At 65.3% G+C, this 24,375-nt stretch carries 20 protein-coding genes; 8 read left to right on the top strand and 12 right to left on the bottom strand.

Annotated elements, in window-relative coordinates:
• From LB518_RS10865 to LB518_RS10840, 6 genes are read right to left on the bottom strand one after another with little or no spacing between them, the layout of a single operon-like run.
• Positions 1-2,055, bottom strand: a complete 2,055-nt coding sequence (locus LB518_RS10865) for a hydantoinase/oxoprolinase family protein (RefSeq protein WP_224577283.1) — start codon at positions 2,053-2,055, stop codon at positions 1-3.
• A gap of 12 nt (positions 2,056-2,067) precedes the next feature.
• The gene (locus LB518_RS10860; RefSeq protein ID WP_224577281.1) at positions 2,068-2,850 is read right to left on the bottom strand and encodes an ABC transporter ATP-binding protein; all 783 of its coding nucleotides are present in this window, start codon (positions 2,848-2,850) and stop codon (positions 2,068-2,070) included.
• A 1-nt stretch (position 2,851) separates the two neighbouring features.
• A complete protein-coding gene (locus LB518_RS10855; RefSeq protein ID WP_224577280.1) occupies positions 2,852-3,853 on the bottom strand; it encodes an ABC transporter ATP-binding protein in 1,002 nt (333 codons plus the stop codon).
• A 4-nt stretch (positions 3,854-3,857) separates the two neighbouring features.
• Positions 3,858-4,691 carry an ABC transporter permease gene (locus tag LB518_RS10850; protein WP_224577278.1) on the bottom strand — a complete coding sequence of 278 codons (834 nt, stop codon included), beginning with the start codon at positions 4,689-4,691 and terminating at the stop codon, positions 3,858-3,860.
• A 2-nt stretch (positions 4,692-4,693) separates the two neighbouring features.
• Positions 4,694-5,701 carry an ABC transporter permease gene (locus tag LB518_RS10845; RefSeq protein WP_224577276.1) on the bottom strand — a complete coding sequence of 336 codons (1,008 nt, stop codon included), beginning with the start codon at positions 5,699-5,701 and terminating at the stop codon, positions 4,694-4,696.
• A 36-nt stretch (positions 5,702-5,737) separates the two neighbouring features.
• A complete protein-coding gene (locus LB518_RS10840) occupies positions 5,738-7,288 on the bottom strand; it encodes an ABC transporter substrate-binding protein (protein WP_224577274.1) in 1,551 nt (516 codons plus the stop codon).
• A gap of 400 nt (positions 7,289-7,688) precedes the next feature.
• Here LB518_RS10840 and LB518_RS10835 point away from each other — a divergent pair, with 400 nt between their 5' ends.
• The 4 genes from LB518_RS10835 to LB518_RS10820 all read left to right on the top strand — a co-directional run bounded on the left by LB518_RS10835 (position 7,689) and on the right by LB518_RS10820 (position 13,402).
• Complete coding sequence (locus tag LB518_RS10835) at positions 7,689-8,408, top strand: GntR family transcriptional regulator (protein WP_224577273.1); 720 nt, start codon at positions 7,689-7,691, stop codon at positions 8,406-8,408.
• Positions 8,409-8,509: 101 nt separating this feature from the next.
• Positions 8,510-9,181: an HAD-IA family hydrolase gene (locus LB518_RS10830; protein WP_224577270.1), complete on the top strand. Its 672-nt coding sequence runs from the start codon at positions 8,510-8,512 to the stop codon at positions 9,179-9,181.
• Positions 9,182-9,471: 290 nt separating this feature from the next.
• Positions 9,472-12,363, top strand: a complete 2,892-nt coding sequence (locus LB518_RS10825) for an ATP-binding protein (protein WP_224577269.1) — start codon at positions 9,472-9,474, stop codon at positions 12,361-12,363.
• A 133-nt stretch (positions 12,364-12,496) separates the two neighbouring features.
• Complete coding sequence (locus LB518_RS10820) at positions 12,497-13,402, top strand: alpha/beta hydrolase (RefSeq protein ID WP_224577258.1); 906 nt, start codon at positions 12,497-12,499, stop codon at positions 13,400-13,402.
• Here the strand turns inward: LB518_RS10820 and LB518_RS10815 are convergent, their stop codons facing one another.
• From LB518_RS10815 to LB518_RS10805, 3 genes are all read right to left on the bottom strand, one after another.
• Positions 13,403-14,779, bottom strand: coding sequence for a zinc-binding metallopeptidase family protein (locus tag LB518_RS10815; protein WP_224577249.1), 1,377 nt, complete (start codon positions 14,777-14,779; stop codon positions 13,403-13,405). It abuts the gene before it with no gap.
• Between the two features lie 109 nt (positions 14,780-14,888).
• Complete coding sequence (locus LB518_RS10810) at positions 14,889-15,617, bottom strand: SDR family oxidoreductase (protein ID WP_224577247.1); 729 nt, start codon at positions 15,615-15,617, stop codon at positions 14,889-14,891.
• Positions 15,618-15,636: 19 nt separating this feature from the next.
• Positions 15,637-16,413 carry a GolD/DthD family dehydrogenase gene (locus tag LB518_RS10805; protein ID WP_224577244.1) on the bottom strand — a complete coding sequence of 259 codons (777 nt, stop codon included), beginning with the start codon at positions 16,411-16,413 and terminating at the stop codon, positions 15,637-15,639.
• 183 nt (positions 16,414-16,596) lie between these two features.
• Between LB518_RS10805 and LB518_RS10800 the strand changes: the two genes are divergently transcribed.
• From LB518_RS10800 to LB518_RS10785, 4 genes are all read left to right on the top strand, one after another.
• On the top strand, positions 16,597-17,481 hold the full coding sequence (locus LB518_RS10800; RefSeq protein ID WP_224577242.1) for a sugar phosphate isomerase/epimerase family protein: 885 nt from the start codon (positions 16,597-16,599) through the stop codon (positions 17,479-17,481).
• Between the two features lie 156 nt (positions 17,482-17,637).
• Complete coding sequence (locus LB518_RS10795; protein WP_224577240.1) at positions 17,638-18,870, top strand: ROK family transcriptional regulator; 1,233 nt, start codon at positions 17,638-17,640, stop codon at positions 18,868-18,870.
• Positions 18,871-18,903: 33 nt separating this feature from the next.
• Positions 18,904-19,857 carry a tagatose kinase gene (locus LB518_RS10790; protein ID WP_224577231.1) on the top strand — a complete coding sequence of 318 codons (954 nt, stop codon included), beginning with the start codon at positions 18,904-18,906 and terminating at the stop codon, positions 19,855-19,857.
• Positions 19,857-21,119, top strand: coding sequence for a D-tagatose-bisphosphate aldolase, class II, non-catalytic subunit (locus LB518_RS10785; protein WP_224577229.1), 1,263 nt, complete (start codon positions 19,857-19,859; stop codon positions 21,117-21,119). The genes LB518_RS10790 and LB518_RS10785 overlap by 1 nt, the downstream gene beginning before the upstream one ends.
• Here LB518_RS10785 and LB518_RS10780 read toward each other — a convergent pair.
• The 3 genes from LB518_RS10780 to LB518_RS10770 all read right to left on the bottom strand — a co-directional run bounded on the left by LB518_RS10780 (position 21,116) and on the right by LB518_RS10770 (position 24,029).
• On the bottom strand, positions 21,116-21,481 hold the full coding sequence (locus LB518_RS10780; RefSeq protein WP_224577217.1) for a hypothetical protein: 366 nt from the start codon (positions 21,479-21,481) through the stop codon (positions 21,116-21,118). The genes LB518_RS10785 and LB518_RS10780 overlap by 4 nt on opposite strands.
• A 163-nt stretch (positions 21,482-21,644) precedes the next feature.
• Positions 21,645-22,673, bottom strand: coding sequence for an AraC family transcriptional regulator (locus LB518_RS10775; protein ID WP_224577215.1), 1,029 nt, complete (start codon positions 22,671-22,673; stop codon positions 21,645-21,647).
• Positions 22,674-22,868: 195 nt separating this feature from the next.
• Positions 22,869-24,029 carry a mandelate racemase/muconate lactonizing enzyme family protein gene (locus tag LB518_RS10770; RefSeq protein ID WP_224577212.1) on the bottom strand — a complete coding sequence of 387 codons (1,161 nt, stop codon included), beginning with the start codon at positions 24,027-24,029 and terminating at the stop codon, positions 22,869-22,871.
• Between the last annotated feature and the right edge of the window lie 346 nt (positions 24,030-24,375).

The raw sequence follows: 24,375 nt of genomic DNA, 5'->3' as shown, positions 1-24,375 counted from the left end.
TCATGCCTCCAACGCTGAAGCGGCATCGCGGCGGCGAACCGAGATCATCCCGTATTCGTCGACGCTGAGCGTCTGGTTGCCATGGACCGCCAGCGAGGAGCCTTCGTCGATGACGAGCAGCGGGCCCGGATAGGGCCGGAGCGGCTCCAGCGCGTTGCGGCTGATCTTCTCGCAATCGACCATCGCGCCGGCCGCCTGGTCGAAGAGGCGATGCGGCGCGGTCGGGGCGAGTTGGGTGTTCTGCGCGATGCGGGTCGAAAGATCCGGTTTCTCGGTGACCACGATCAGCTTGACCATCAGCGAGACGATCTCGGCCTCGCTGCCGAATGTATGGCCGAAGCGGTCCTGATGCGTGCGCGAGAAGCGCGCCAGGAAGTCGGCTGCCACGTCGCCACGTTCATAGGGAATGCTCAGCGTGTGCTCCTGCCCGATGAAGCGCACGCGCGCGAGGAAGCTGACCGCCGGTTCGACAGGCCGCCCAACCTTTTCGGTCAGCGCCGCCGTGCTGCGTTTGGCCAGCGCATCGGCCGTTGCGTCGAGCCGCGCCATCGTGCCCTCGTCGATGGCCTCCAGCACCGAGACGCTGTCGCTGAAGGAGAGGTCGCTCGCCAGCATGCCCCAGGCCGAGAAAACCGAGGGCAGCGGCGGGATCACCAGCTCCGGCATTTCGAGTTCGTTCTGCAGCATCGGTCCCAGCAGGGGGCCGCAACCGCCGAAGCCAAGCATCGAGAATTCGCCGGGATCGAGCCCCCGCTCCAGCATCATCTCCTTGATCGACGACGCGGTGCGCGAGATCAGAACGTCGAACACCGAGCGCGCCGCCTCCTCGAGTGGGATGCCGAGCGGTTCGCAGATTGTCTCCCGAAGCGCCGTCACCGCCAGCTCATGCGCGACATTCATGGAGCCGCCCATGAAATTGCCGGTGTCGATATAGCCGAGCACGACGGCCGCGTCGGTGACGGTGGCGCGCGTGCCGCCGCGGCCGTAGCAGGCGGGGCCGGGCACGGCGCCGGCGCTCTCAGGCCCAACCCGCAGAAGCGCATTGTCGATCCAGGCGATCGAGCCGCCGCCCGCGCCGAGCGTCCTCAGGTCGAAGATCGGCTGCAGGATGGGGAAGTTCTCGATCCGCGCCTCAAACACATCCATCGGTTCGCCATCGACGATGAGGCACGCATCGAGGCTGGTCCCGCCGACATCGACGGAGAGGACATTGCGCCGCCCGGTTTCGCGCGCGACATGGAGCGCGCCGGAAACGCCGCCTGCCGGCCCCGAGAAGACGGTTGCGATCGGCTCGGCCTCGGCGAGATCGAAGGTGAGCGCGCCGCCGGAGGAGTTCATGACGAATTTCTGCCCGGCAAAGCCCTGCCGTTCCATGCCCGAAGAGACGCGGCCAAGATAGTTTTTCAGGACCGGCTTGATATAGGCGTCGAGCACGGCCGTGCTGGTTCGCTCATATTCGCGGTATTCATTGGCGAGCAGCGCTCCAGCCGAAACTTCGAGCGCCGGATAGGCTTCGCGGATCAGCGCGATGGCGTCACGTTCATGCGCGGTATTGGCATAGGCATGCAGGAAGCTCACGGCGATCGCCGCGCAGCCCGCTTCCTCATGCAGGGCCTTGGCAGCCGCGACGACGGCTTCACCGTCCAGCGGCGCGACCTCCATGCCCTCGAAATTCATCCGGCCGCCGACGCCTATGATATGGCGGCGCTCGACGATCTGCGGCGGCGGCTCGAAATCGAACTGGTACATATGCGCGAAATCGACCGCGCCGCGCCCGATCTCAAAGATGTCGCGGAACCCGGCATTGGTAATGATGCCGACCTGCGCGCCTTTGCGCTCCAGGATCGCGTTCAGGCCGAGTGTCGTGCCATGGACGAAATCCGAGATGTCAGCCGGCGGAAAGCCGAGCCGTCCGACGGCGGCGACCACGCCTTCGGCAGGATCATGCGGTGTCGTCGGCAGCTTGAACGCAGTGAGCAGCGTGTTCTTGAGGTCGAAGACGACAACGTCGATGAACGTGCCGCCGATATCGATGGCCAGCTTGTAGCGACTCATTCCTGCCTCGGATCAGTAGACGGCATCGAGCAGCCGTGCCGTGTATTCGTTTTGCGGATGGCTGAGGACATCGCGCGCGAAGCCCTCCTCGACGACCGCGCCCTGGTTCATGACATAGACGCGGTCGCAAAGAAGCCGCACGACATTCACGTCATGCGAAATGAACACGATGGTGAGGCCGCGTTCCCGGATCATGCGGACGAAGAGTTCGAGGATCTGCGCCTGGATCGAGACGTCGAGCGAGGAGAGCGGCTCGTCGAGGACAAGCAGTTCCGGTTCGACGGCGATGGCGCGCGCGATGGCGATGCGCTGGCGCTGGCCGCCGGAGAATTCGTGCGGATAGCGTTCGCCGGCATCCGCTGAGAGCCCGACCTCTTCGAGAAGGGCATTGGCTCGTTCGATCCGCTGCGCGCGTCCAAGATCACGCCGGTGTAGCAGCAGGCTTTCCATGACGCTGCCCCGCACGGTCGCACGCGGATTGAGGCTGCCATAAGGATCCTGAAACACGATCTGCACGTCGGATTTGAAGGCGAAGCGTTCCTTGCGCGTGTAGGCGGCGATATCGCGGCCCTTGAAGCGATAGGTGCCGCCGTCATAGCCGGTGAGGCAGGTGATGATGTTGGCGACGGTCGACTTGCCGCTGCCGGATTCGCCGAGAATGCCGACCACCTCGCCGCGGCCGATGGCGATGTTGATGTCGCGGAGCGCAAAGCTGCGGTTCTGCACGAACAGGCGGCGCGCGAAGCTCTTTGCGACGCCGCGCAGCTCCACCATCGGGATATCGACACCGGCCATCTCAGGACGCTCCCCGGCCGAGAATGCAGGCGCTGAAGCTGGGCGCCATGGCGCTATTGCGCGGCAAGTCAGCGGTGGTGCAGGCGGTCACGACATAGGGGCAGCGCGAGGCGAAGGCACAGCCACGCAGGCCGAAGCCGGCGCCGACGGGTTCCCCCGGGATCGAGCGGATATCCGCAAGGGTCTTCTCGCGCGTCGGAATGCAGTCGAACAACGCCTCCGTATAGGGATGAACCATCCGATGTCCGATGTCGGAGGACGCGACGATGTTGAGCAATTGTCCGCCGTAGAGCACAGCGATCCGGCCCACGCTCTGGCGCAGCAGTTCCAGGTTGTGGCTGATCAGGATGACCGCGAGATCGTGCTTGCGGCTCCGATCGAGGATCAGTTCGATGACGCGTCGCTGTGTGATCGCGTCGAGCGCGGTCGTCGGCTCGTCGGCGACAAGAAGCTTCGGATCCTGCGCAAGGGCGATGGCGAAGACCATGCGCTGGCGCATACCGCCCGAAAACTGGTCGGGAAACTGGTTGAAGGCGAGCGCGGGCTCGGGAATGCCGACCTCCGCCATCAGGCTGATCGCGGCGTCGCGTGTTCGCTCGGCACCCATCGGCCAGCCCTTGGCCAGATAGATTGCCTCGGTGATCTGCTTGCCGATCCTCATCGAGGGATTGAGCGAGGCGAACGGATCCTGCGGCACGAAGCCGATGCTGTGGCCGAGCAGCTTGCGCGCCTGGGTTCCATAGCCGTCGATCGGCAGGCTCTGGCCGTTGAAGCGGACGCTGCCACCGGCGACATAGGCATCGTCCTGCAGGCCAAGCAGCGTGCGCGTCAGCAGCGTCTTGCCGGAGCCCGACTCGCCAACGATACCGAACACTTCACGCGGCCGCACCGAGAGCGAGACACCGGCCACCATGGTTCGGTTGCCGTTGCGGAGCGCGACGGATACGTCCCGGATTTCGAGCAGCGGCCGATCGTCTGCGTTGGTTGGGGCGAGGCTGGCCATGGACCTAGCGCCGCCGCGAGGTTGGGTCGAGCTCACGCCTCAGCATGTCGCCGATCACGTTGAAGCTGACGGCGGTGATGAAGATCGCGAGGCCTGGAGCGAGCACGATCCACCAGCCATTCGAGACATAGGATCGCCCGTCGGCGATCATCGCGCCCCATTCGGGCGCCGGGATCTGCGCGCCGACGCCGATGAAGGAGAGGCCGGAGATCGCCAGCATCACGGCCGAGATATCGAGCGCGATCTGGATGAGCATCACGTCCATCGCATTGGGGATGACGTAGTGCAGCACCTTGCGATGGGTCGGCACGCCCAGCGCGTCGGCGCTGGCGATGAATTTCTGCGAGAGGATATCGGACGTCACCATGCGCGAGAGCCGCGCATAGTTCGGCCACCATGAGAAGATCAGCGCCCAGATCGCAGCCTCGAGGCTGGCGCCCAGCGCCGAGGCGAAGCCGAGCGCGAGGATGAGCGGCGGGAAGCCGAGCCAGATATCGGCGAGGCGCATCAGCATGTTGTCGACGGCCCCGCCGATGAAGGCAGAGGCGATGCCGATGGTGCAGCCGATGGTCACCACCACGATGATGACGGCGAAGGTCGAGGCAAGAGTAAGCTGAGCGCCATAAAGAAGCCGGCTCAGCACGTCGCGGCCGGAGCCATCGGTGCCAAGCCAATGTACGAGTGACGGCGCCTGCAGCTTGGCGCGGAAATCGATCTTCATCGGATCGAACGGCACGAGGAAGGCGCCGACAAGCGCAAGCAACAGGATGAGGCAGCCGAGCACGATCGCCGTGCGCTCGACATTCGTCTTCGGAAAGGACCACCATCGCTTGATCACGCTCAGGCCCCCGCATGCTTGCGCGGGCTGAGGAGATAAAGCGCGATGTCGACGATCAGGTTCGAGAACAGGAAGACGAGACCGACAACGAAGACGACCGCGACCACGGCATGGATGTCGGACTGCGTCACGGCCTTCACGGCATACCGGCCGATACCGGGGCGGCCGAAAATCTCCTCGACCAGTACCGTCGCGCCGAGCATCCAGCCGAACTGCATGCCGAACACCGTGAGCGCGGGCGTCGCGCCATTGGCGAACACGTGCCGCACCATGATGCGGCCTTCGCTGGCGCCTTTGGCGCGCGCCAGAACGACGTAGTCCTTGCGAAATTCGCCGATCATCGAGGTGCGGGTGATGCGAACGCCGACTGCCGTGAAAAGCAGTGTCAGCGCGAAGGCCGGCAATACGAGATGGGCGAGCGCGTCGGCGAACACATCGAAGCGGCCCTGCATCAGGCTGTCGAACAGGGTGAAGCCGGTTGCGCCGGTGAAGTCGCGGTTCTGGAAGCCGAGCCGCCCGGCGGTCGGCAGCAGGCGCCACTGGCCGGCAACGATCTGCTGCAGGATGATCGCCAGCCAGAAGATCGGCAGGCCTGCGCCCGCCATCACCAGGAGTCGCACGATGTCATCGAACCGGCTGCCCGCGTAGCGCGCCGTGAGGAGGCCGAGCGGCAGCGAGATCGCGAGGTTGATCAGCATGGCCACGAAGACAAGTTCGAGCGAGGGCGGCAATTCACGGATGATGTCGCTCGCGATCGGCTGGCGCGTGAACCACGACGTGCCGAGATCGCCATGCATGATATTGCTGCAATAGATCCAGAACTGGACGAGGAGCGGCCGGTCGAGGCCCATCTCCTGCCGGACGGCCGCGATCTTGTCGGCGCCGGCATTCGGGCCGGCGGCAACGATCGCCGGGTCTCCAGACACCACATGGCTAAGCAGGAAGGTGATGAAGAGAAGGACGCAGAGCGACAGGATCGAGAACAGGATCCGCTGGGCGACATAGCGCATATCCTGACCTCTGCGTCGTCCCGAACCGGATCCGGCCTATTTCAGACCGATATCCATGTAGTTGAAGGTCTGGTGATGGGCGGCATTGTACTTGTAGCCCTCCACCTTGTCGCTGAGCGTGACCACTGAGCCCGGATAGGAGACTGTGATGACCGGGAAGTCCTTGCCGATGAGGACTTGTGCCTTCTTGTAAAGTTCGGCCCGCTTCGCCGGGTCGGCCGAGCTGGCGGCCTCGTTGAGCAGCGCGTCGACATCCTTGTTCGAATACTGCGCCCAGTTGTAGCCGCCATTGAAGCCGGCAAGCGCGCTGTTGAACGAGGCGTTCAGGATGGCGTGCGGATCGGGGAAGGGCGGGAAGGAATAGATCATGTTGATGTCGGCCGTGGTGTCGACCTTCTGGACGGTCGCGGCCTGCGCCGGCCAGGTCATGCCCTCGGCCTTCAGCGTGATGCCGATCTCGGCGAGGTTCGACTGAAGCTGCTCGACGGCGCTCTTCTCTTCCTGGATCGCCGGCAGGTAGCGAACCGTCAGCGTTGTGCCGGCCCAGCCATTGTCGTCGACCATCTTCTTGGCGCCCGGAAGATCAAAGGCCAGCTCGGTGCCGGTCTCATGCCCTGGCCAGCTGGTGGGAAGCGGACCATCGGGCAGCGTGCCGAGACCCATCAACACCTGATCGAGGTGCAACTGGCGATCGAAGGTCTTGGCCAGCATCTCACGGAATTTCGGGTTGCCGGTAAGGCCCTTGCTTGCGGTATTGAAATCGAAATAAAGCGGTGTCGCTGCCTGGCCGACATCAACGACATAGCCCGGCTCTTTCATCATCGCGAGCTTGTCCTCGACGGTGATGTCGGGGGCGATCTGCACTTCGCCGCTCTTCAGGAGCGAAAGCTGTGTCGAGGGCTCGGTGATGTAGCGGAAGACCACCTCGGCGACGTGATTGCCGTCCCAGCCGCCCCAATATTTGTCGAACGCCTTGAGCGAAACCGACTCGGTCGGATTGTACGAGGCGATCATATAGGGGCCGGAACCAGCCTCGTTGACCGCGAGCCACTGGCGCGCATTGTCTTCGGCCATATGCGGCTCAACCAGCGCCTTGTTGACGACGTAGATCCGCGACAGCGCAGACAGGAACGGCCCGAACGGCTTCGTCAGCGTCAGCTTGACCGTGTGATCGTCGACGACCTCAGCAGCGCTGAACGGCCCGATATCGTTGAGCACATTGGCCTTCGCGGCCTTCAGCCGGTCGAGCGTGAACTTGACGTCGGCCGCGGTCAGCTTGGTGCCGTCATGGAAGACGACATCGTCGCGGAGCGTGAATGTGTAGGTGAGTCCGTCCTCGGAGATCGTCCAGCTCTTGGCGAGCTTCGGCGATACCGCGGTTTCGCCCGCCGCGAACTGCACCAGCGTGTCATAGGCGCCGATCAGCAGCTCATCGACCGTTGAATTGGTCGCGTTGGCCGGATCGAGGTTCTCCGGCGTCTCGTTCTCGGCGATCACCAGCGTGCCGGACGGCGCCGCCAGCGCCATCGCCGGAACGCCTGCCAAGGCTGCAACGAAGACGGGAACAAACCTTGCGCACGAACGCATTGACGACCTCCGGAATTCGTTCAGTATACCGTGTGTATTCGATGCTAGCATGCGACAGGGGGCTGTCAACGCCTTTCTCGGCCGGTGCGGCTGCGTTTTTCGAGTGCGCAGGCGATAGCCTGGAGCCACTTGCAAGCGGCTGGCCATGCGGCGATGGGTGGTAGGCAAGTGCCGCCTGCAAGCGCGCAATGCCGTCGCTGGCCTGATGCCTTGGTCGTTCCTCGAGCGCTATGGTCCGGGCTGGGGACACGGCGTGCCGGGACTGGATTCGGCCCCATCGATGCCCGAAGCGCCGGCGTTCGGGTGGCTATGTGAACCGGCCGGATTCCGATTGTATACGCCGTGGACATTATACCGGGGATCGACTAGGCATGAACCATTGGCGACGGAGCGTATCGTGATGCGCAGAAACACAGCAGGCCATGCGGAGCCGGACCAGAAGGCGGGCGATCGGCCGTCTGTCGCCGAGCCCGTCGCCTTCGCGACGCGGCAGCCGCCCAAGAACCTTTCGGCCCTTGCCTATACCGAGATCGCGCGTCTCATCGAGAAGAAGGAACTGCGCGCTGGCGAGGTGGTGGTCGAGCAGAACCTCGCCGCCTATCTCGGCATCTCGCGCACGCCGGTCCGCCAGGCCCTGCAGCGGCTCGAGCTCGAAGGCCTGCTCGTCAAGTCGAACACCAAGTCCTTCGTCGTCCGCAAGGTCGACCTCAAGGAATATCTGCAAAGCCTGAAGGCGCGCGAAATCATGGAATCGGCCGCTGCTGGCATGTGCGTCGAGCTCGCGCCGGCCGAACGGATCGCGGCGGCCAAGGCGACGCTCGGACGCCTCAAGGTCAGCGAACGCTACGACCAGGAGGAGCATTGGGCCTCCGACAGGGAGGTGCATGACATCGTCGCCGATTTCTGTGGCAATCAGGTCGTCGGCAATATCGTCAAATCCCTACGCGTCACGACGAAGCTGTTCGAGGTCGAGCGCCTTGCCGAACGGCTTGAGCCGGACACGCGCCAGCATGAAGTCATCCTCGACAAGATCGAGCAGCGCGACGCGGCAGGCGCGCGCAAGGCGATGGCCGACCACATCAAGTCGCTGTTCCAGTTCGCGCTCGATACTGTCGCCTGAGCCGCACCTCGCCAGACCGAAGTTCAGCACCCTCGGCGTTGACGGCGGGCGCGCGCGATAGGATATCGAAGCGGCGCCAATTTCGGCGCAAGGGAAACCCGATGGCCGACAGGGCACTTTTCGAGGGACGGAGCTTCGCCGCGCTGCTGTTCGACATGGACGGGACGCTGCTATCCTCGATCGAAGCCGCCGAACGGATCTGGAGCCGCTGGGCCGCCCGGCATGGCCTTGACGTCGAGGCGTTCCTGCCGACCATACACGGCGTTCGCGCGGTCGATACGATCCGCAGGCTGGGCCTTCCAGGTGTCGATCCTGAAAAGGAGGCCGCCGAACTCACCGAAGCCGAGATGGACGACATGGGCGGCATCAAGCCGATCCCGGGTGCGCCCGCCTTTCTAGCAGCGCTGCCAGCCAATCGCTGGGCGATTGTCACGTCGGCGCCGCATGCTCTGGCCCGCCGCCGTCTCGCCGCTGCGGGGCTGCCTTTGCCTGAGGTGCTCGTTGCAGCGGAGGATGTCGCGCGCGGCAAGCCGCTGCCCGATTGTTATCATCTTGCGGCAAGCCGCCTCGGCGTGACGGCGGCCGACTGCGCGGTATTTGAGGACGCTCCGGCTGGCATCGCTGCAGGCGAGGCCTCGGGCGCCGCCGTGGCAGTGATCGCTGCAACGCATCTGGAGCCGATGGCGACCCCGCACCCGCTCATCGAGCACTATGACGAGATCGTTGTGCGGCTCGATGCGGCGCAGCGGATTCAGCTTGCCGCTCGTGATTGACCGCCTCCGTCCGAGCGGCGGTCGCAGGACAGCACCAGCCGCTGGCCTCTCCTTTCGCAGGCCAGGCAACGGAGCCGATCCGCGTCTCGGGCGTTGTGTGCCGGATGGGGATCGTCCGGCTGCCAGCGCTGCAGGCTGGGTGATCGAGGGCGCGATGTGAGTAAGGTCGTGTCGAGGGAGTCGTTGATGGATCGCCGACATGTCGCCGCGGCCTATTGGCCGCCTTGCTTCTGCCAGGTGCCGGCGTGACATCCTTCCCCCAGCCTACGGTCTTCCCCGGCGAGAGCGCGATGAGCTCCATCATGCGGGCGCATGACTGGTCGTCGACAAAGCTCGGTCCGCCAGAGCATTGGCCGGATGGGCTCAAAATCCCCCTCCGCATGATGCTGACATCGCGTTTCGAGATGTGGCTCGGCTGGGGACCGGACCTCTGCTTCTTCTACAACGATGCCTATATCCCGACGCTCGGCGTCAAGCATCCGAAGGCGCTTGGTCGGCCGATGAAGGATGTCTGGCGCGAGGTCTATGACGCCGTCGAGGATCGCATCATCTCGGTGATGCAAGCTGGCGTCGCGACATGGGACAAGGCCCTGCTGCTGCTGCTGGAACGCAGCGGCTATGCCGAGGAGACCTATCACACCTTCTCCTACAGCCCGCTCTTCGGCGATAGCGGTGTTGTCGAGGGGTTGATGTGCGTCGTGACCGAGGAGACCGAGCGGATCATCAGCGAGCGCCGCATCGAGGCGCTGCACCATCTGTCGTCAACCCTTTTGTCGTGCCAGACGCGGGAGGCTGTTCTGAGCGCAGCAGAGCGCGCACTGGCACGCTGCGACCGCGATTTTCCCTTCGTCGTGCTGCAGGCACTGCATGACGGGGAGGCGCTGACTTCGGGAGCGGAGGGTTCGCTCGCCGCGGTACACTGGCCCCTCGACGATCTCGCGGCCGGGCGCGAATGGCTCGAGGTGCCGCTCTCGGGGCTGGTCGAGGCACCTCCTATCGGTCCTTGGGACGTGCCGCCGCGCGAGGCGTTGGTGATCCCTGTCAGCATCGCCGGGCGCGCGACGCCGGTCGCGGCGCTGATTCTTGGCCAAAACCCCTACCGCCGCCTCGACGCCGGCACGATTGCTTTCGCGCAGCTGCTGGCTGCCCAGATCGCCGGCGCGCTGGCGACGATCGAGACGCGTGATCGCGAGGCGGCGGAAATCGGCCGTCTCCGCCAGCTCTTCGAGCAGTCGCCGAGCTTCATGGCCATTCTGCGGGGGCCCCGCCATCGGTTCGAGCTCGTCAACCCGCGTTATCGGCAGATGATCGGCCACCGTGAGGTCATCGGCCAGGAGGTGGCGACTGCGCTTCCGGAGGTGGTGGGACAGGGCTTCGTCGACCTGCTCGACCGGGTCTATATCACGGGCGAGCCCTTCGTCGGCCAGTCGGTGCCGATCTCTCTGATCCGGGAGCCGGGCAGTTCGCCGGAGCCGCGCTTTCTCGATTTCGTCTATCAGCCGATCAGGGACAATGACGGCGTCGTCAGCGGCATCTTTGTCGAGGGCATCGACGTGACGATGGCGCATGACGCGGTAGCGGCGCTCCGCGAGAGCGAAGCTCAGTTCCGCACTCTGGCCGAGGCGATGCCGAACCATGTCTGGACGGCCCGCGGCGACGGCATGCTCGACTGGTTCAACAGCCGTACCTACGAATACAGCGGCGCGGCGCCAGGCGCGCTCGACGGGACTGCCTGGACCAACATCGTTCATCCCGATGATCTCATGGAAGCTGGCCGGCGGTGGTCGGCCGCCCTCGCGAGCGGGTCGGTCTATGAGACCGAATTTCGGCTGCGGAGCGTCGACGGCGACTATCGCTGGTTCATCGCGCGTGCCGTTCCTCTGATCGGCGGCGACGGGACGCTGTCGCGCTGGATCGGCACCAATACGGAGATCCACGAGCAGAAGGCGAATGCCGAGGCGCTCGCCGAGCTCAACCAGACGCTGGAACAGCAGGTCAGCCTGCGCACCGGCGAACTGATGGCTGCGGAGGAGGCGCTGCGCCAGAGCCAGAAGATGGAGGCGGTGGGCCAGCTCACGGGCGGCATCGCGCATGATTTCAACAATCTGCTCGCCGGCATCAGCGGCAGCCTGCAACTGCTGGAGAAGCGGATCGGGCAGGGGCGGTTCGATTCGGTCCAGCGCTATCTTGATGCCGCGCAGTCGTCGTCAAAGCGCGCGGCAGCGTTGACGCAGCGGCTTCTAGCCTTCTCGCGCCGCCAGACGCTCGATCCGAAGCCTACCAACATCAACCGCCTCGTCGCCGATCTCGACGAGCTGATCCGCCGGACGATGGGTCCATCGGTGGACATGGAAGTCGTCGGCGCGGGCGGCATCTGGCTGACCCTCGTTGATCCCAACCAGCTTGAGAATGCGCTGCTCAATCTCTGCATCAACGCGCGCGATGCAATGCCGAATGGCGGCCGGCTCACGGTCGAGACAGCCAACAAGTGGCTGGATGACCGGGCCGCGCGCGACCGCGACCTGCCGCCAGGCCAATATGTCTCGCTGTCGGTGAGCGATACCGGCACCGGCATGACGCCGGACGTCATCGCCCGGGCCTTCGATCCCTTCTTCACCACCAAGCCGCTTGGCGAGGGCACCGGGCTTGGACTGTCGATGGTTTACGGCTTTGTGCGCCAGTCTGGCGGGACGGTGCGCATCTACTCTGAAATCGGTCAAGGCACGACCATGACGCTCTATCTGCCGCGCCATATCGGGGAGGCCGACGAATGCGTCTCCGACACTGCCGCGCGGGCGCATGAGTTCAGCGCTTATGGCGAGACCGTGCTGATCGTCGATGACGAGGCGATCGTGCGCATGCTGGTCGTCGACGTGCTGCGCGACGCTGGCTACGCCGTCCTTGAGGCGGCCGATGGACCGGCGGGTCTCAAGATCATGCAGTCGGCGGCGCGGATCGACCTGCTCGTCACCGATGTCGGACTGCCCGGCGGCATGAACGGCCGTCAGATGGCCGACGCCGGACGTTTGCTGCGCCCCGACCTCAAGGTGCTGTTCGTCACCGGATATGCCGAGAATGCCGTCGTCGGCAATGGTCATCTCGGTCCCGGCATGCAGGTCATCACCAAGCCGTTCGCCGTCGAAGCGCTTGGCAACAAGGTGCGCGAGATGATCGACGGGTAGGGGCTATCGGTTCCCTTCCTGACTGCCAATAGAGCGGTGACTGGACGGCGCCCTGTTTTGTCGCAAAGCTCATGGCACGTCAGCGCCTGGTCGAGGTTTCGATCGGCGCAGGCTTTATGGCCGGGAGGGGCAGATGAGCAGGCAGACCAGCGCAGACGGCGAGATCGCCGCAATCAGGGCGATGCTTGGCGCCAAGCCCCGGCCGGTCGGCTGGCGGGAACGCCGGCACCGAATTGAGGAGGTCGGCGCCGCCACTCCCGTCGCGAGCGACATCGCGCTGGAGGGTGTCTCGATCGGAGGCATCGAAGCCGAGTGGTCGATGGCGCCGGGAAGCGATCCGGACCGGGTGCTGCTTTTCTTTCACGGCGGCGGCTATTGCTCAGGCTCGATCCTCAGTCATCGCGCGTTGGTGACCGAAGCCGGCCGCGCCGCCGGCATGCGGACGCTGGCGGTCGGTTATCGTCTGGCGCCGGAGCACCCTTTTCCAGCCGCGCTCGACGACGCCTTCGCCGCGTGGCAATTCCTTCTGCAGGCGGGGATCTCGGCTGAGCACATCGTTCCCGGCGGCGATAGCGCCGGCGGCGGCATCACGTTGGCGCTGCTTTGCCGTCTTCGCGATGCTGGCGGCGCCATGCCGGCCTGTGGCTGGCTGATCTCGCCCTGGACCGACCTGACATTATCCGGCGAGACGCTGGCTTCGAAGGACGCGGTCGATCCGCTGATCCATCGCGGCTATCTCGCCGAATTGCGCGACGCCTATCTGCCCGAGGGCATCGAGCCAAGCGACCCGCGCGCTTCACCGCTATTTGCCAGCCTCGCGGGATTGCCGCCGCTCCTGATCCAGGTCGGCTCGGACGAGACATTGCTGGCCGATGCAACCCGCCTTGCCGCGGCGGCCGGCGCGGCCGATGTCGCTGTTACCCTCGAGATCTGGCCGCACATGATTCATGCCTGGCCGCTATGGAACACTCGCCTCGAAGCGGGCCGCGCCTCGCTGGCGAAGGCCGGCAGCTTCATGCGCGAGACGATCGGCCGCTAGCTACCAGCGCGCCTCCCAGAAGGCGGTCGGGTCCGACGCCATGATCTCGTTGATGCCGGGCGGGATCACGGTGATGATCTCGTCGCCGACCCGCTCGCGCAGTTCCGCCTGTGCGGCTTCGACGAGGTCGGGCCGCGACAGGAAGGTCACGGCGGCCAGTGCGATCGCCTCCGAGGCCATCAGCGGGCCGGGACTGCTGGAGGCATGTCCGGAAAGCGCCGTCCAGGCCCAGTGGTGGATCGGGACGGTGGTCGGATAGGCCCAGTTGAGACGCGCCAGCGGCACGATCCAGCTCGCATCGCCGTCGTCCTGGCCATAATAGTCGGTCCCCTCGTCGAAGAATGCGATTTCGCGATCGAGTTCGAACGGCTTGCCGGGACTTGCAGCGGCCGAAAGTGCCTGCATCCAGGCGATGTCGGCCTCGCTCCAGCGCGGCGGGCCGATCGCGCGGAGGCATTCGTCGAGCACGCGGCCAGCGGCATGGTTCGGCAGGTAGCCGCGACAGGCGGAGATGAATTTCTCCTCGAGCCCGACGCCCGCCCGCCCCGCGACCTCGGCGAAGGTTGCCTTCAAGGCGTCATAGGCCTGCATCATCGGGCCGAGATCGCTGTGATGCAGCGATGTCCACAGCCGCACCTCCTCCGGCATCACGCCTGGCATGACGCCGGCGGATCGGAAGATGTGCTTCTCGCTGGTGCCGGGAAAGCGCTCGGCGAGAACTACGTTGAAGGCTGCCATCGCTTCCTCGGCCGTCTTCAGCGCGTCGCGGACCGTACCCATCCCGGCATGGGCGCTGTCGCCGCGGAAGATGAATTCAGACGAGACAAAGGCGTGGCAGGGCCGCGACAGAGCACCGTTCTGGTAGTCGCCATGCGAGGTCAGGATGATGTCGAGGTCGTCGAAGATACCCGCCTGCTGCAAGGCGATCTTGCCCCAGCAGATTTCCTCTGCCGGGCAGCCGATGACGACAATCTCGCCGGGAAGCTCCAGCCGCGCCGCCGCGAGCGCCGCCGCGATGCCGGCACCCGTGTTCGCCGGGCCGATATGATTGTGGCCGCAGCCATGGCCGGGCTTGCGGCCGCTGCCGCTGCGATAGGGCACCGCCGCGTTGTCGAGCCCGGCGAGCGCGTCATATTCGGCGAGGATGCCGATGCGCGGGCCGTCGCCGCTGCCCTTGCGGGCGACGAAGGCTGTCGGCACGCCCCCGCTGCCGCGCGTTAGGCTGAAGCCATGCCGTTCCAAGAATGCGGCCAGCAGCGCGGCACTCTTATGTTCGAGGCCCGGCATTTCCGGGACTTGCCACAGCGCGGCGAACAGCGCTTCGATTTCGGGCCTCAGCGACTGCCACTCGGCACGAACGACCGCGAAATCGGGCATGAAAGGTCCTCAAGGCACGCGCACAGGGAACGGCCCCGCATTGGCAGCGCCTCCTTGCCGCAAGATGGCGCTACGCCGAGGCGCTGGTCAAGTAAGCGGCTGCCCGCTCTCAGATGTCCTGGTTCTGTGGCAGCATCACCAGATCGCGGATCGTGACATGGGCCGGGCGCGTCAGCATGAAGAGCAGCGCCTCGGCGACGTCCTCGGAGAGGAGGCCCTCATGGCCGGCCGCGCGGCGGGCGATTTCGGCCGGATCGTCGATACCCCAGAGCTCGTTGAGCACCATGCCCGGAGCCAGCGCGCCGATCCGGACATTATGCGGCGCGATCTGGCGGCGCACGCCATGCACGAAGGATTGGACGGCATGCTTGGTGGCCGAATAGACCGGCTCCCACTGGATCGCCTGATGGCCCGAGACCGATGAGGTGACGATGATATCGCCCGATCGGCGCGCGATCATTTCGGGCAGGACGGCATGCACGGCGCGGAAGACGCCGTTGACATTGACGCCGATGATCTGGTCCCAGAGATCGGGATCGCCCTCGGCGACGTCGCCGGAAACATAGCTGCCAGCATTCGCGAAGAGGATGTCGATCGGGCCGAAATGGCTGCGTGCCGTTTCGGCCATGCGGGCGATATCGGCCGGCACCGTAAGATCGGCCGGGACGGCAATCGCCGAGGCACCGAGTTCCTTGGCGAGCGCATCAAGCTTCTCGGCCGAGCGGGCGACCAGCACCAGCTTGACGCCTTCGCTCGCGAAACGGCGGGCGACGGCGCGGCCGATGCCGGAGCTCGCGCCCGTTACGATCATCACCTTGCCCGAAAGGGATTGGGTCATCCTGATTGTTCCTTCCCGCTCAGCGGATCGTGTAGCCGCCATCGACCATCAGATTGGCGCCATTGACCATCGCCGCCGCGTCGGAAGCGAGATAAAGGGCCGCCAGAGCGATCTCGTCCGGCTGCGCGAAGCGGCGCGTCGGAATTTCGGCCCGGGCGCGCACGCCCTTCTCGCCGGCCCAGCCTATCCTTGCCATTTCCGTCTCGACGACCGTCGGCGAAATGCAATTGGCGGTAACGCCGCGCGGCCCCCATTCGAGCGCCATGCAGTTCGTCATGCCGATGAGGCCGGCCTTCGAGGCGCTGTAGGCGACATGGCCTTCAATGCCGATCACCGCAGCTTGCGAGGCGATGGTCACCACGCGGCCATAGCCGCGCGCCAGCATGTGGCGCGCCGCCTCCCGCGCATAGAGGAATGGCGCGCGGAGGTTTACGGCAATGGTCAGGTCGAAATCGGCCGTCGGCTTCTCCTCCGCCGGATGCAGCGTGCCGATGCCCGCATTGTTGACGAGAATGTCGATCTGGCCAAGGGCTGCTGCGACGGCCTCGACCTGCGCGATGATTGCCGCCTCGTCGGTGACGTCGCCGATGAAGCCGCGATGCTCGGGCCCGAGCGCCTCGGCCGCCGCGAGCACTGCGGGGTTGCGATCGAGCAACGCAATGCGCGCGCCGGCTTCGGCAAAGCGTTGGCACAGCGCGCCGCCGATACCGCCCGCCGCGCCCGTGATGATCGCGACCTTGCCGTGCAGGTCGAAGGGCAGCAGGGCGCTCCCGGTGGCGCCGGTCTTCTCAGTCATGTCTTCCTCCCCGCGCCGCGCCCGAAGCGCGGCAATCCCGACGGTCCGTCTTCGCGCGGCCATCTTTTGTCCTCGGCGCGACCCTAGCGGGATCATCCCCTTGAAGGCAAGATAGTTTGCTGCTACTCACAACAAATAGGCGAGAGCCAATCGCCGCACAACAATAACGTCTCGGAAACGCTCATGACCAAGCTCGGGATTCACTCGTTCGTCTGGACGGGTGGCAGCACGCAGGAAGCCCTCGAAGGCGCCATGGAGAAGACGCATCGGCTCGGCTACGGGCTGATCGAGTTCCCGCGTCTCGACCCCAAGAAGTTCGACGTCTCCTGGCTTGCCAAGCGCCTCGCCGATTACGGCCTCAAGGTCGTCGTGACCATGGGCCTGCCCGTCGATGGCGACGTTTCGAGCGAAGATGCCGCGATCGTCAAACGCGGCGAGGCGATCCTCGACGAGGCCGTTTCGATCACCCGCGATCTTGGCGGCGAGAAGCTCGGCGGCATCATCTTCTCGGCTCACACCAAATATCGCAGCTTGCCGAGCAAGAAGGGCTGGGACAATTCGGTCGCCGCGCTGGCGCGTGTCGCGGACCGCGCCAAGGCCTCCGGCGTGTCGCTCAATCTCGAAATCGTCAATCGCTTCGAGACCAACCTGCTCAATACAACGGCGCAGGGCCTCGCTTTTATCGAGCAGTCCGGCTCGAACAACATCTTCCTGCATCTCGATACGTTCCACATGAACATCGAGGAAGCGGACCCGGCGGCAGCCATCCGGCTTGCCGGAGACAAGCTCGGCTACTTCCACATCGGCGAAAGCAATCGCGGCTTCCTCGGTTCGGGCGTCATCAACTTCACCGACGCCTTCGATGCGCTGCAGGCGATCGACTATGACGACTGGATCACCTTCGAGAGCTTCTCGTCCGAAGTGGTCGACGAAGACCTCTCCGTCACCTGCGCGATCTGGCGCAACACCTGGACTGACAATGTCGAGGTCGCCCGCCTCGCCAAGGCGTTTATCGAGGCGAAGCAGGGTGAGGCTGCACGCAAGGCCCTGACCAATCGCACGCCCTGAATGTCCCCATGGCGCGGGCCCTTCGCGCTGGTGACAAGGCTCTGCGAAACGCTTCTCGCCATGCGCAAGACGCAGTAATCAGAAGCGATACGCTCAGGAGCGACCCGGCCGCCGGGCTGGATCCCCCATTCCGATCGAAGCCGAGCCCAGAGCCACGTGGCAACGCCCCAATCCGTCCGCTATCTCAATGAAATCCGGGCCCTCAACGCCTTATTCCGCAATGGCGGCATGAGCCGGGCCGATCTTGCACGCGTGCTCGGCCTCAATCGCTCGACCACTGGCAACATCATCGCCAATCTGATGGCCGACGCTCTCGTCATCGAGCGGCCCGACATGCCGCGCGATGAGAGTCCGGCCCGCACCGGCCGGCCCGGCATCCATATCGGCCTCGATCCTTCGGGGGCGCGCTTTCTGGGCGCCGAGATCGGCGTCGATCGCCTGACCGTCGTCGCCATCGATATGGCGGCGCGCGAACTCCGCCACGAGTCGATCCGCTATCCGACCTTCGAGATGAGCCCCGATGAGGTCTCCGACCGTCTCACCGAAATGATCGGCAGGATGATCGAGGCGCTTGGCGAGGCGGATCGTGTCCGCGGCCTCTGCGTGACGCTGCCCGCACTGCTTGATCCCGATGGCCATGTGATCAATGCGCTGATGATCGGTTGGCGCCATGTGCCGCTGAAGGAAATGATCGCCAAACGGCTTGCCGGGCAGATGCCGGGCCTCAATCTGCCGATCCAGATCGAGAACGACGCCAATGCCTTCGCCATCGCCGAGACTTATCGCGATACGGTGCACCGCTCCGAGACGGTGGCGTTCCTGCTGATCGAGAACGGAGCTGGCGGCGGTGTGGTCATCGGCGGACGGTTGTTTCGCGGCTCGGCCGGGCTTGCTGGCGAGTTCGGGCAGATCGTCGTCGGCGGCGAGGGGTTCTTCGTCGGCCGTCACAAGCCGGGCCATCTTGAAAGCTATATCGGCAAGGACGCCCTCGTTGCCCGCTACCGCGCCAACGGCGCTGATCCGGCCGACGGGTTCGACAGCTTCCTCGCCGCGCTCGATGCCGGCGAGGAAGCTGCGCTGCGCACCGCGTCGGAATGGGGCCGCCGCCTTGCCATCGGCCTCGTCCAGCTGACCAGCGTGCTCAATCCCGGCGTGATCATTCTCGGCGGGACGGTCGCGCCGGTGTTTCGCCCCGTCGCAGCCGAGGTCGAGGCAGCGATGCGGCGCGAGTTTCTTGAGGGCTTTCCGATGCCGAAGGTCGAGATATCCTCGCTCGGGCTGGAAGGCCCGGCGCTCGGCGGCGCCCTCATCATGCACCAGCGCATGTTCTCGATCGACGAGCGCGCGATCTATGCGAGCGAACAGCCGATCACGCTGTTCCGCTCCTGACGGGGCGCTCGCCCCAGGAAAGGCAGGACGACCATGGACGGCACGATCGTCACGATCGGCGAGATCTTGGTGGAGATCATGGCCACCACCCTCGGCGAGGGCTTTCTGGAGCCGCAGCCGCTGATCGGGCCCTTCGCCAGCGGCGCCCCGGCGATCTTCATCGACCAGGTCGGCAAGCTCGGCGCGGCCGCGGCGATCGTCTCGGCGGTTGGCGACGATGATTTCGGCACGCTCAACCTCGAACGGCTGCGGCGCGACGGCGTCGACGTTTCGGCCGTGGCTGTCCTGCCGGGCGCGGCGACCGGCAGCGCATTCGTCCGCTATCGCACCGATGGCAGCCGCGCCTTCGTCTACAATATGCGCGACAGCGCGGCCGGCCGGATCGCGGCGACCCCGGAGGCCGAGGTCGTGCTCCACGCCGCGGCGCATCTCCATGTCATGGGGTCGGGCCTACCGATGCCGGCCGTGCACGGCATGGTATCCGCCGCCATTCCTGCCTTGAAGGCAAAGGGCGGCACGGTGTCCTTCGATCCGAATATTCGTCCGGAAATGCTGCGCGATCCCTCCGGCCGGGCCGCTCTCGACCGCGTCCTCGCGGCGACCGATCTTTTCCTGCCCTCCGGCGAGGAACTGATGATGTTCGCGGGAGCCGGCGAGGAAAATGCTGCCATCGCCGCGCTCCTGCAGGCCGGTGTCCGCGAGATCGTTCTGAAGCGCGGCGCGGCAGGAGCCAGTCATTTCGACAGCAACGGCCGGACCGACATGCCCGGCTTCGTCGTCGAGGAGGTCGATCCGACCGGGGCCGGCGACAGCTTCGGCGCCACCTTCCTCGTCTGCCGGAGATTTGGCCTCGGCATCGAGGAATCGCTCCGCTATGCCAATGCGGCCGGCGCGCGGACGGTGACGATCAAGGGCCCCATGGAGGGCACCTCGACCTTCGCCGAGCTCGACGCCTTCATTGCCGGTGCGACCGTCAGGAGCCTTTGATGTCCGATTTCTTCCTCGATATGCCGAAGGCGCGCCGCGCCGGCCGCCGCATGGGAATCACGTCGGTGTGCTCGGCGCATCCAGCCGTCATCCGCGCGACCTTCCGTCATGGCAAGACCGGGACCGAGCCTGTGCTGATCGAGGCGACCTGCAACCAGGTCAATCAGGATGGCGGCTATACCGGCATGACGCCGGCCGATTTCCGCCGTTTCGTGCTCGCCATCGCGGTGGAGGAGGGTTTTGACGCCGGTCGGATCATCTTCGGCGGCGATCACCTTGGCCCTAATCCGTGGCGAAAACTCGCCGCGGACGAGGCGCTGGCCAAGGCTGAGGCGATGGTCGCCGCCTTCGTCGCGGCAGGCTTCTCGAAGATCCATCTCGATGCCTCCATGGGCTGCCTCGGCGAGCCGGAGGCGCTCGACGACGAAGTGACAGCGCATCGCGCGGCGCGGCTCGCTGCTGCTGCCGAACGGGCGGCGCATGATGCCGGCCTGCCGCCGCCTGTCTATGTCATCGGGACCGAGGTTCCGACGCCGGGCGGCGCGACCCATGCGCTTGATCATCTTGAGCCGACCAGCGCGGCAGCGGCAAAAAAGACGATCGCCATTCATCGCGCCGTCTTCGCGAAGGCCGGGCTCGAAGCGGCTTTCGCCCGCGCCATCGGCATCGTCGTGCAGCCGGGCGTCGAATTCGGCCATGAGAGCGTCGTCCGCTATCAGCCGGAGCGTGCACGCGCGCTCGTTGCCGTGCTGGACAGCGAGACGGATTTCATCTTCGAGGCCCACTCGACGGACTATCAGCCGGTCGACCGCCTCGCTGCGCTGGTCGGCGATGGGTTCTCGATCCTGAAGGTCGGCCCGGGCCTGACCTTCGCGCTTCGCGAGGCACTCTACGGGCTCGACCTCATCGCTGCCGAGCTTGACCCGGCCTATCGCGGAAGGCCGCTCGCCGAGGCGATGGAAGCGCTGATGCTGGCCGAGCCGAAGAACTGGCAGAGCCACTATCCGGGCACGGCGGAGGAGCAGCATCTGCTGCGCCACTACAGCTACAGCGACCGCATCCGTTACTACTGGCCGGATCCGCAGGCCGAAGCCGCCGTGGCACGGCTCATGGCGACGCTCGATGGACGGACCATTCCGGAGACGCTGGTGTCGCAATTCCTGCCGCGCGCGGCAGGTGCTGGCCCGCTGACGGCGGAAGGACATGTCTCCTTCGCGGTCGAGCAGGTTCTCGCAGACTACACAGCCGCCATTCGCGGCTAGCTGCAGCCCTTGGCCGCCATGGCGTCGCGGAGCGCCGCCTGCTCGCGCTTGGCGCGGGTGACGGTCGGGCCGGAGTTGCGACCCGTAGTGACGCCTGAGCCACCGCCGCCGATCGGCATGTTGAAGGTCACATTGCTGGTGCTGTCGCCGGAGAAGGTCTCCTGCTGCTGCCGCCGCGCCCAGGCGATGTCCGAAGCGGCATTTCGCTCGGCGCTGCTCAGTTCGGCGCAACTCATCTTCTGGTAGGGGCTGTCGGCAGCGAGGGTTGGTGCTGTCGCGGCTGTCTGGGCGGGCGGCGGCGTGGTGGAGGCGCAGGCTGCCAGCGGCAACAGCGCTGCGACCAGGAATGCATGCTTCATCATCTCGAATCCTCCGAGCGTCAATGCGGAGAGATGATCCCCCCTCTCGCCAGCCGGCAAGTCAATTTCGAACGGCGGTGGCCGATCGGTGGATATCAGCCGTCGCGCCTTGGCCGATGAGCGTCGGCGATCGTGCAGACGCGCCGTCGCCAGCGTCCTGCGCCGGTCAAGTTGTCTCCGCCGTCCATCGGGCCGCGTCTTGCTGCCGCCATGCCGTCGGTGAAAGCGAGGCCCAGCGGCGGAAGGCCCGGTCGAAGGCGCTCGGCGTTCCATAGGAGAGGGCGGCCGAAATGTCTGAGATGTCGAGGTCGGTGAGGCTCAGCAATTCGCAGGCTGTCGCATAGCGGACGTCCTGCTCGATGGCACGGAAGTTGGTGCCCTCGTCGTGCAGGCGGCGATTGAGCGTGCGAATGTGGACGCCGATCTGGCGCGCGATCCGTTCGGCCGACGCGTCGCCGAGCAGGATGCCGGGCTTCAGGACGTGGCGGACATGTGCGGCGAAATCAAGCTTGCCCAACGATAGCGCCGCTTCGACGATGGCAGCGAGCTGCTGCCTCATCACAGCGTTCGCACCGGGGATGGGAAGGCGCATCGCCTCGCTCGACACCACGACCGTGGCATGCGGTTGGTTGAGCCGCACCGGACAGCCCAGAACCGCTTCGTAATGCGCGCGCGGCGCCACGCCGCGGTGGCACAGCAGAACTTCGACCGGTCCGGCGCGCGGTCCGGCCAGCCGGCGAATGGTGTTGACCGCGATCGCGATCGCCACATCATAGATCTGGTCGGCGCCGGGTTCGTGCCGCTCATAGATGCCATATCCGAGATTGAAGGCATCGCCGAGCTGCATCAGATAGACCACCGCCCCGCGGGAATTGCGGTGCTGGTTGCGCACAAAATCGAGGATCGCGTCGCCGAGGGTCGGCGCATGCTGCATCAACTGGCCGACGACGCCGAGCGAACGGAAATCATGCAGCATGCCGATCTGGAGGCCGATGTCGCGGCAGCCGCTGAGCAGCGCCGCGCGCTGGATCAGCCGGCAGGCAGCCCTGAACGGGATGATGGCGTTCTGATCGACCAGCAGGGCCGGGTCGACGCCTGTTCCCTCCGCGGCAATATCCAGCGCAACGCCATACCGGCCGAGAACCTCTGCCAGCGATACGAACGGACCGACCCGCTGCAGCCTTTCGCTCGACATGCCCCGCGCCTGTCCATCAGCCCCTTGCTCAGAGGACATCTTGCATGGACCGACGCCCAAGCGGAAGGATCACTTTTCGGCTGGGTTTTCTGCGTGGCGGCGAGACGAGTGCATGCACCGCCAGCCTTTGATGTTCGCCGCTCCGTCACCTTTGGCGGAGGCGGAGGCCGGGAGCTGATCCCGGCCTCCGCCTTTTTATTCCACCACGTTCGCTTCCAGATAGTCGCGGTTCATTTCGATGCCGAGACCCGGTGCCGGATTGAGCTTGAGGCTGCCATTGGAGTTATCGAGCGGCACGTCGATGAGATGGTCATATTTCGAGAGGTTCCACTCCGACGTCTCCAGCTTGTAGAAGTTGGGAACCGTCATCATCACCTGCGCGCCGGCGACGACATTGATCGGGCCGGCGGCATCATGCGGCGAAACCGGGATGTAGTAGGCCTCGCACAAGGCCGAGATCTTCTTGAGCTCTGTGATGCCACCCGTCCATGTCACGTCCGGCATGATGTAATCGGCGAGCTTGTTCTCAAGGATGGGGACGAAATCCCATTTGGTATGCCCGCGCTCGCCCCATGAAATGGCCGCGCTGACCTTCTCGCGCACCTGCTTGAGGGCGTTGATGCTCTCGGGCGGGCACGGCTCCTCGAACCAGTCGATGTCGCCCGCTTCCTCCAGTGTCCGGCAAAGCCGAATCGCGGTCGGCACGTCGAAGCGGCCGTGAGCATCGATCAGCACCTCGATATCCGGGCCGACCGTCTCGCGGATGAGCGCGGTGAGCTCGGCAGCCTCGCGCTCGTCCTTCCGTGTCATCGATCCATCGAGATAGCCGTCGCGCTGCTCGCGGGCGAGGCCATCGACGCGAAGGCCCTGATAGGCGAACGGGTCGAACTTGAGCGCGGTATGGCCCGAATTGACGATGTCGCGGACCTCGTTGACGACGCCTTCCTTGGTGGTGAACTTGCGCTGGTCGGGATGGGTATAGAGCGCGATTTCATCGCGCACCGGTCCGCCGAGCAGTTCATAGATCGGCTTGCCGAGCTCCTTGCCACGAATGTCCCACAGCGCGATGTCGATGGCGCTGAGGCATTCGACGGCCGCCCCCCGGCTGCCCATATAGGTGAAGCCGCGGAACACCTTGTGCCAGAGATGCTCGATGCGGCTCGCATCCTCGCCCTCGAGGATCTTGCTGATCTGGCGCAGCATCGCCGTCAACGCCCGGTTGGCGATCTTTGTCGTGGTGGTGATCTCGCCCCATCCCGTGATCCCCTCGTCGGTGGTGACCTCCACGAACAGGAACTCACCCCAATAGGACGCGCTCGACTTGATCAGCCAGGGCCGGATATTCGCGATCTTCATGTGCTTCCGCTTTCCATCCTTGTACGTGCGGGTTGGACCCGCGCATTGTCCGGGATGCGCGCAGCCGGTTCGTTGCCGGCGCCTGTCGCGCTCCCGCTCCCTATTCGGTCTCGGCCGGCCAATGAGCCGGTTACGAAGACCGCATTATCGATTGATGGTGACGCCACGCTGGCCGCGACTGGCTTTTTGCCGCGAGCCCGAGCCGGTAATTGTGATGCACGACGTCCAAAACATTGCGTGGATTTCGAAATTTAATGTACGATGCAACCGCGTTAACTCGCAATCCTTGATCTGACAACCTGGGCAGCATCAAGGGAACACAAAAAGGCGTCGCCAAGCGTCGTGT

The organism is Mesorhizobium sp. BR1-1-16, from assembly GCF_020165495.1.
Lineage (GTDB): Bacteria > Pseudomonadota > Alphaproteobacteria > Rhizobiales > Kaistiaceae > Kaistia.
The sequence above is the reverse complement of the archived record's forward strand: the minus strand, read 5'-3'. Positions and strand labels throughout refer to the sequence as shown.

Coding starts and splice junctions, on each gene's coding strand:
- LB518_RS10865 (WP_224577283.1), bottom strand. CDS start 2,055: ATGAGTCGCTACAAGCTGGCCATCGATATCGGCGGCACGTTCATCGAC.
- LB518_RS10860 (WP_224577281.1), bottom strand. CDS start 2,850: ATGGCCGGTGTCGATATCCCGATGGTGGAGCTGCGCGGCGTCGCAAAG.
- LB518_RS10855 (WP_224577280.1), bottom strand. CDS start 3,853: ATGGCCAGCCTCGCCCCAACCAACGCAGACGATCGGCCGCTGCTCGAA.
- LB518_RS10845 (WP_224577276.1), bottom strand. CDS start 5,701: ATGCGCTATGTCGCCCAGCGGATCCTGTTCTCGATCCTGTCGCTCTGC.
- LB518_RS10840 (WP_224577274.1), bottom strand. CDS start 7,288: ATGCGTTCGTGCGCAAGGTTTGTTCCCGTCTTCGTTGCAGCCTTGGCA.
- LB518_RS10835 (WP_224577273.1), top strand. CDS start 7,689: ATGCGCAGAAACACAGCAGGCCATGCGGAGCCGGACCAGAAGGCGGGC.
- LB518_RS10830 (WP_224577270.1), top strand. CDS start 8,510: ATGGCCGACAGGGCACTTTTCGAGGGACGGAGCTTCGCCGCGCTGCTG.
- LB518_RS10825 (WP_224577269.1), top strand. CDS start 9,472: ATGAGCTCCATCATGCGGGCGCATGACTGGTCGTCGACAAAGCTCGGT.
- LB518_RS10820 (WP_224577258.1), top strand. CDS start 12,497: ATGAGCAGGCAGACCAGCGCAGACGGCGAGATCGCCGCAATCAGGGCG.
- LB518_RS10815 (WP_224577249.1), bottom strand. CDS start 14,779: ATGCCCGATTTCGCGGTCGTTCGTGCCGAGTGGCAGTCGCTGAGGCCC.
- LB518_RS10810 (WP_224577247.1), bottom strand. CDS start 15,617: ATGACCCAATCCCTTTCGGGCAAGGTGATGATCGTAACGGGCGCGAGC.
- LB518_RS10805 (WP_224577244.1), bottom strand. CDS start 16,413: ATGACTGAGAAGACCGGCGCCACCGGGAGCGCCCTGCTGCCCTTCGAC.
- LB518_RS10800 (WP_224577242.1), top strand. CDS start 16,597: ATGACCAAGCTCGGGATTCACTCGTTCGTCTGGACGGGTGGCAGCACG.
- LB518_RS10790 (WP_224577231.1), top strand. CDS start 18,904: ATGGACGGCACGATCGTCACGATCGGCGAGATCTTGGTGGAGATCATG.
- LB518_RS10785 (WP_224577229.1), top strand. CDS start 19,857: ATGTCCGATTTCTTCCTCGATATGCCGAAGGCGCGCCGCGCCGGCCGC.
- LB518_RS10780 (WP_224577217.1), bottom strand. CDS start 21,481: ATGATGAAGCATGCATTCCTGGTCGCAGCGCTGTTGCCGCTGGCAGCC.
- LB518_RS10775 (WP_224577215.1), bottom strand. CDS start 22,673: ATGTCGAGCGAAAGGCTGCAGCGGGTCGGTCCGTTCGTATCGCTGGCA.
- LB518_RS10770 (WP_224577212.1), bottom strand. CDS start 24,029: ATGAAGATCGCGAATATCCGGCCCTGGCTGATCAAGTCGAGCGCGTCC.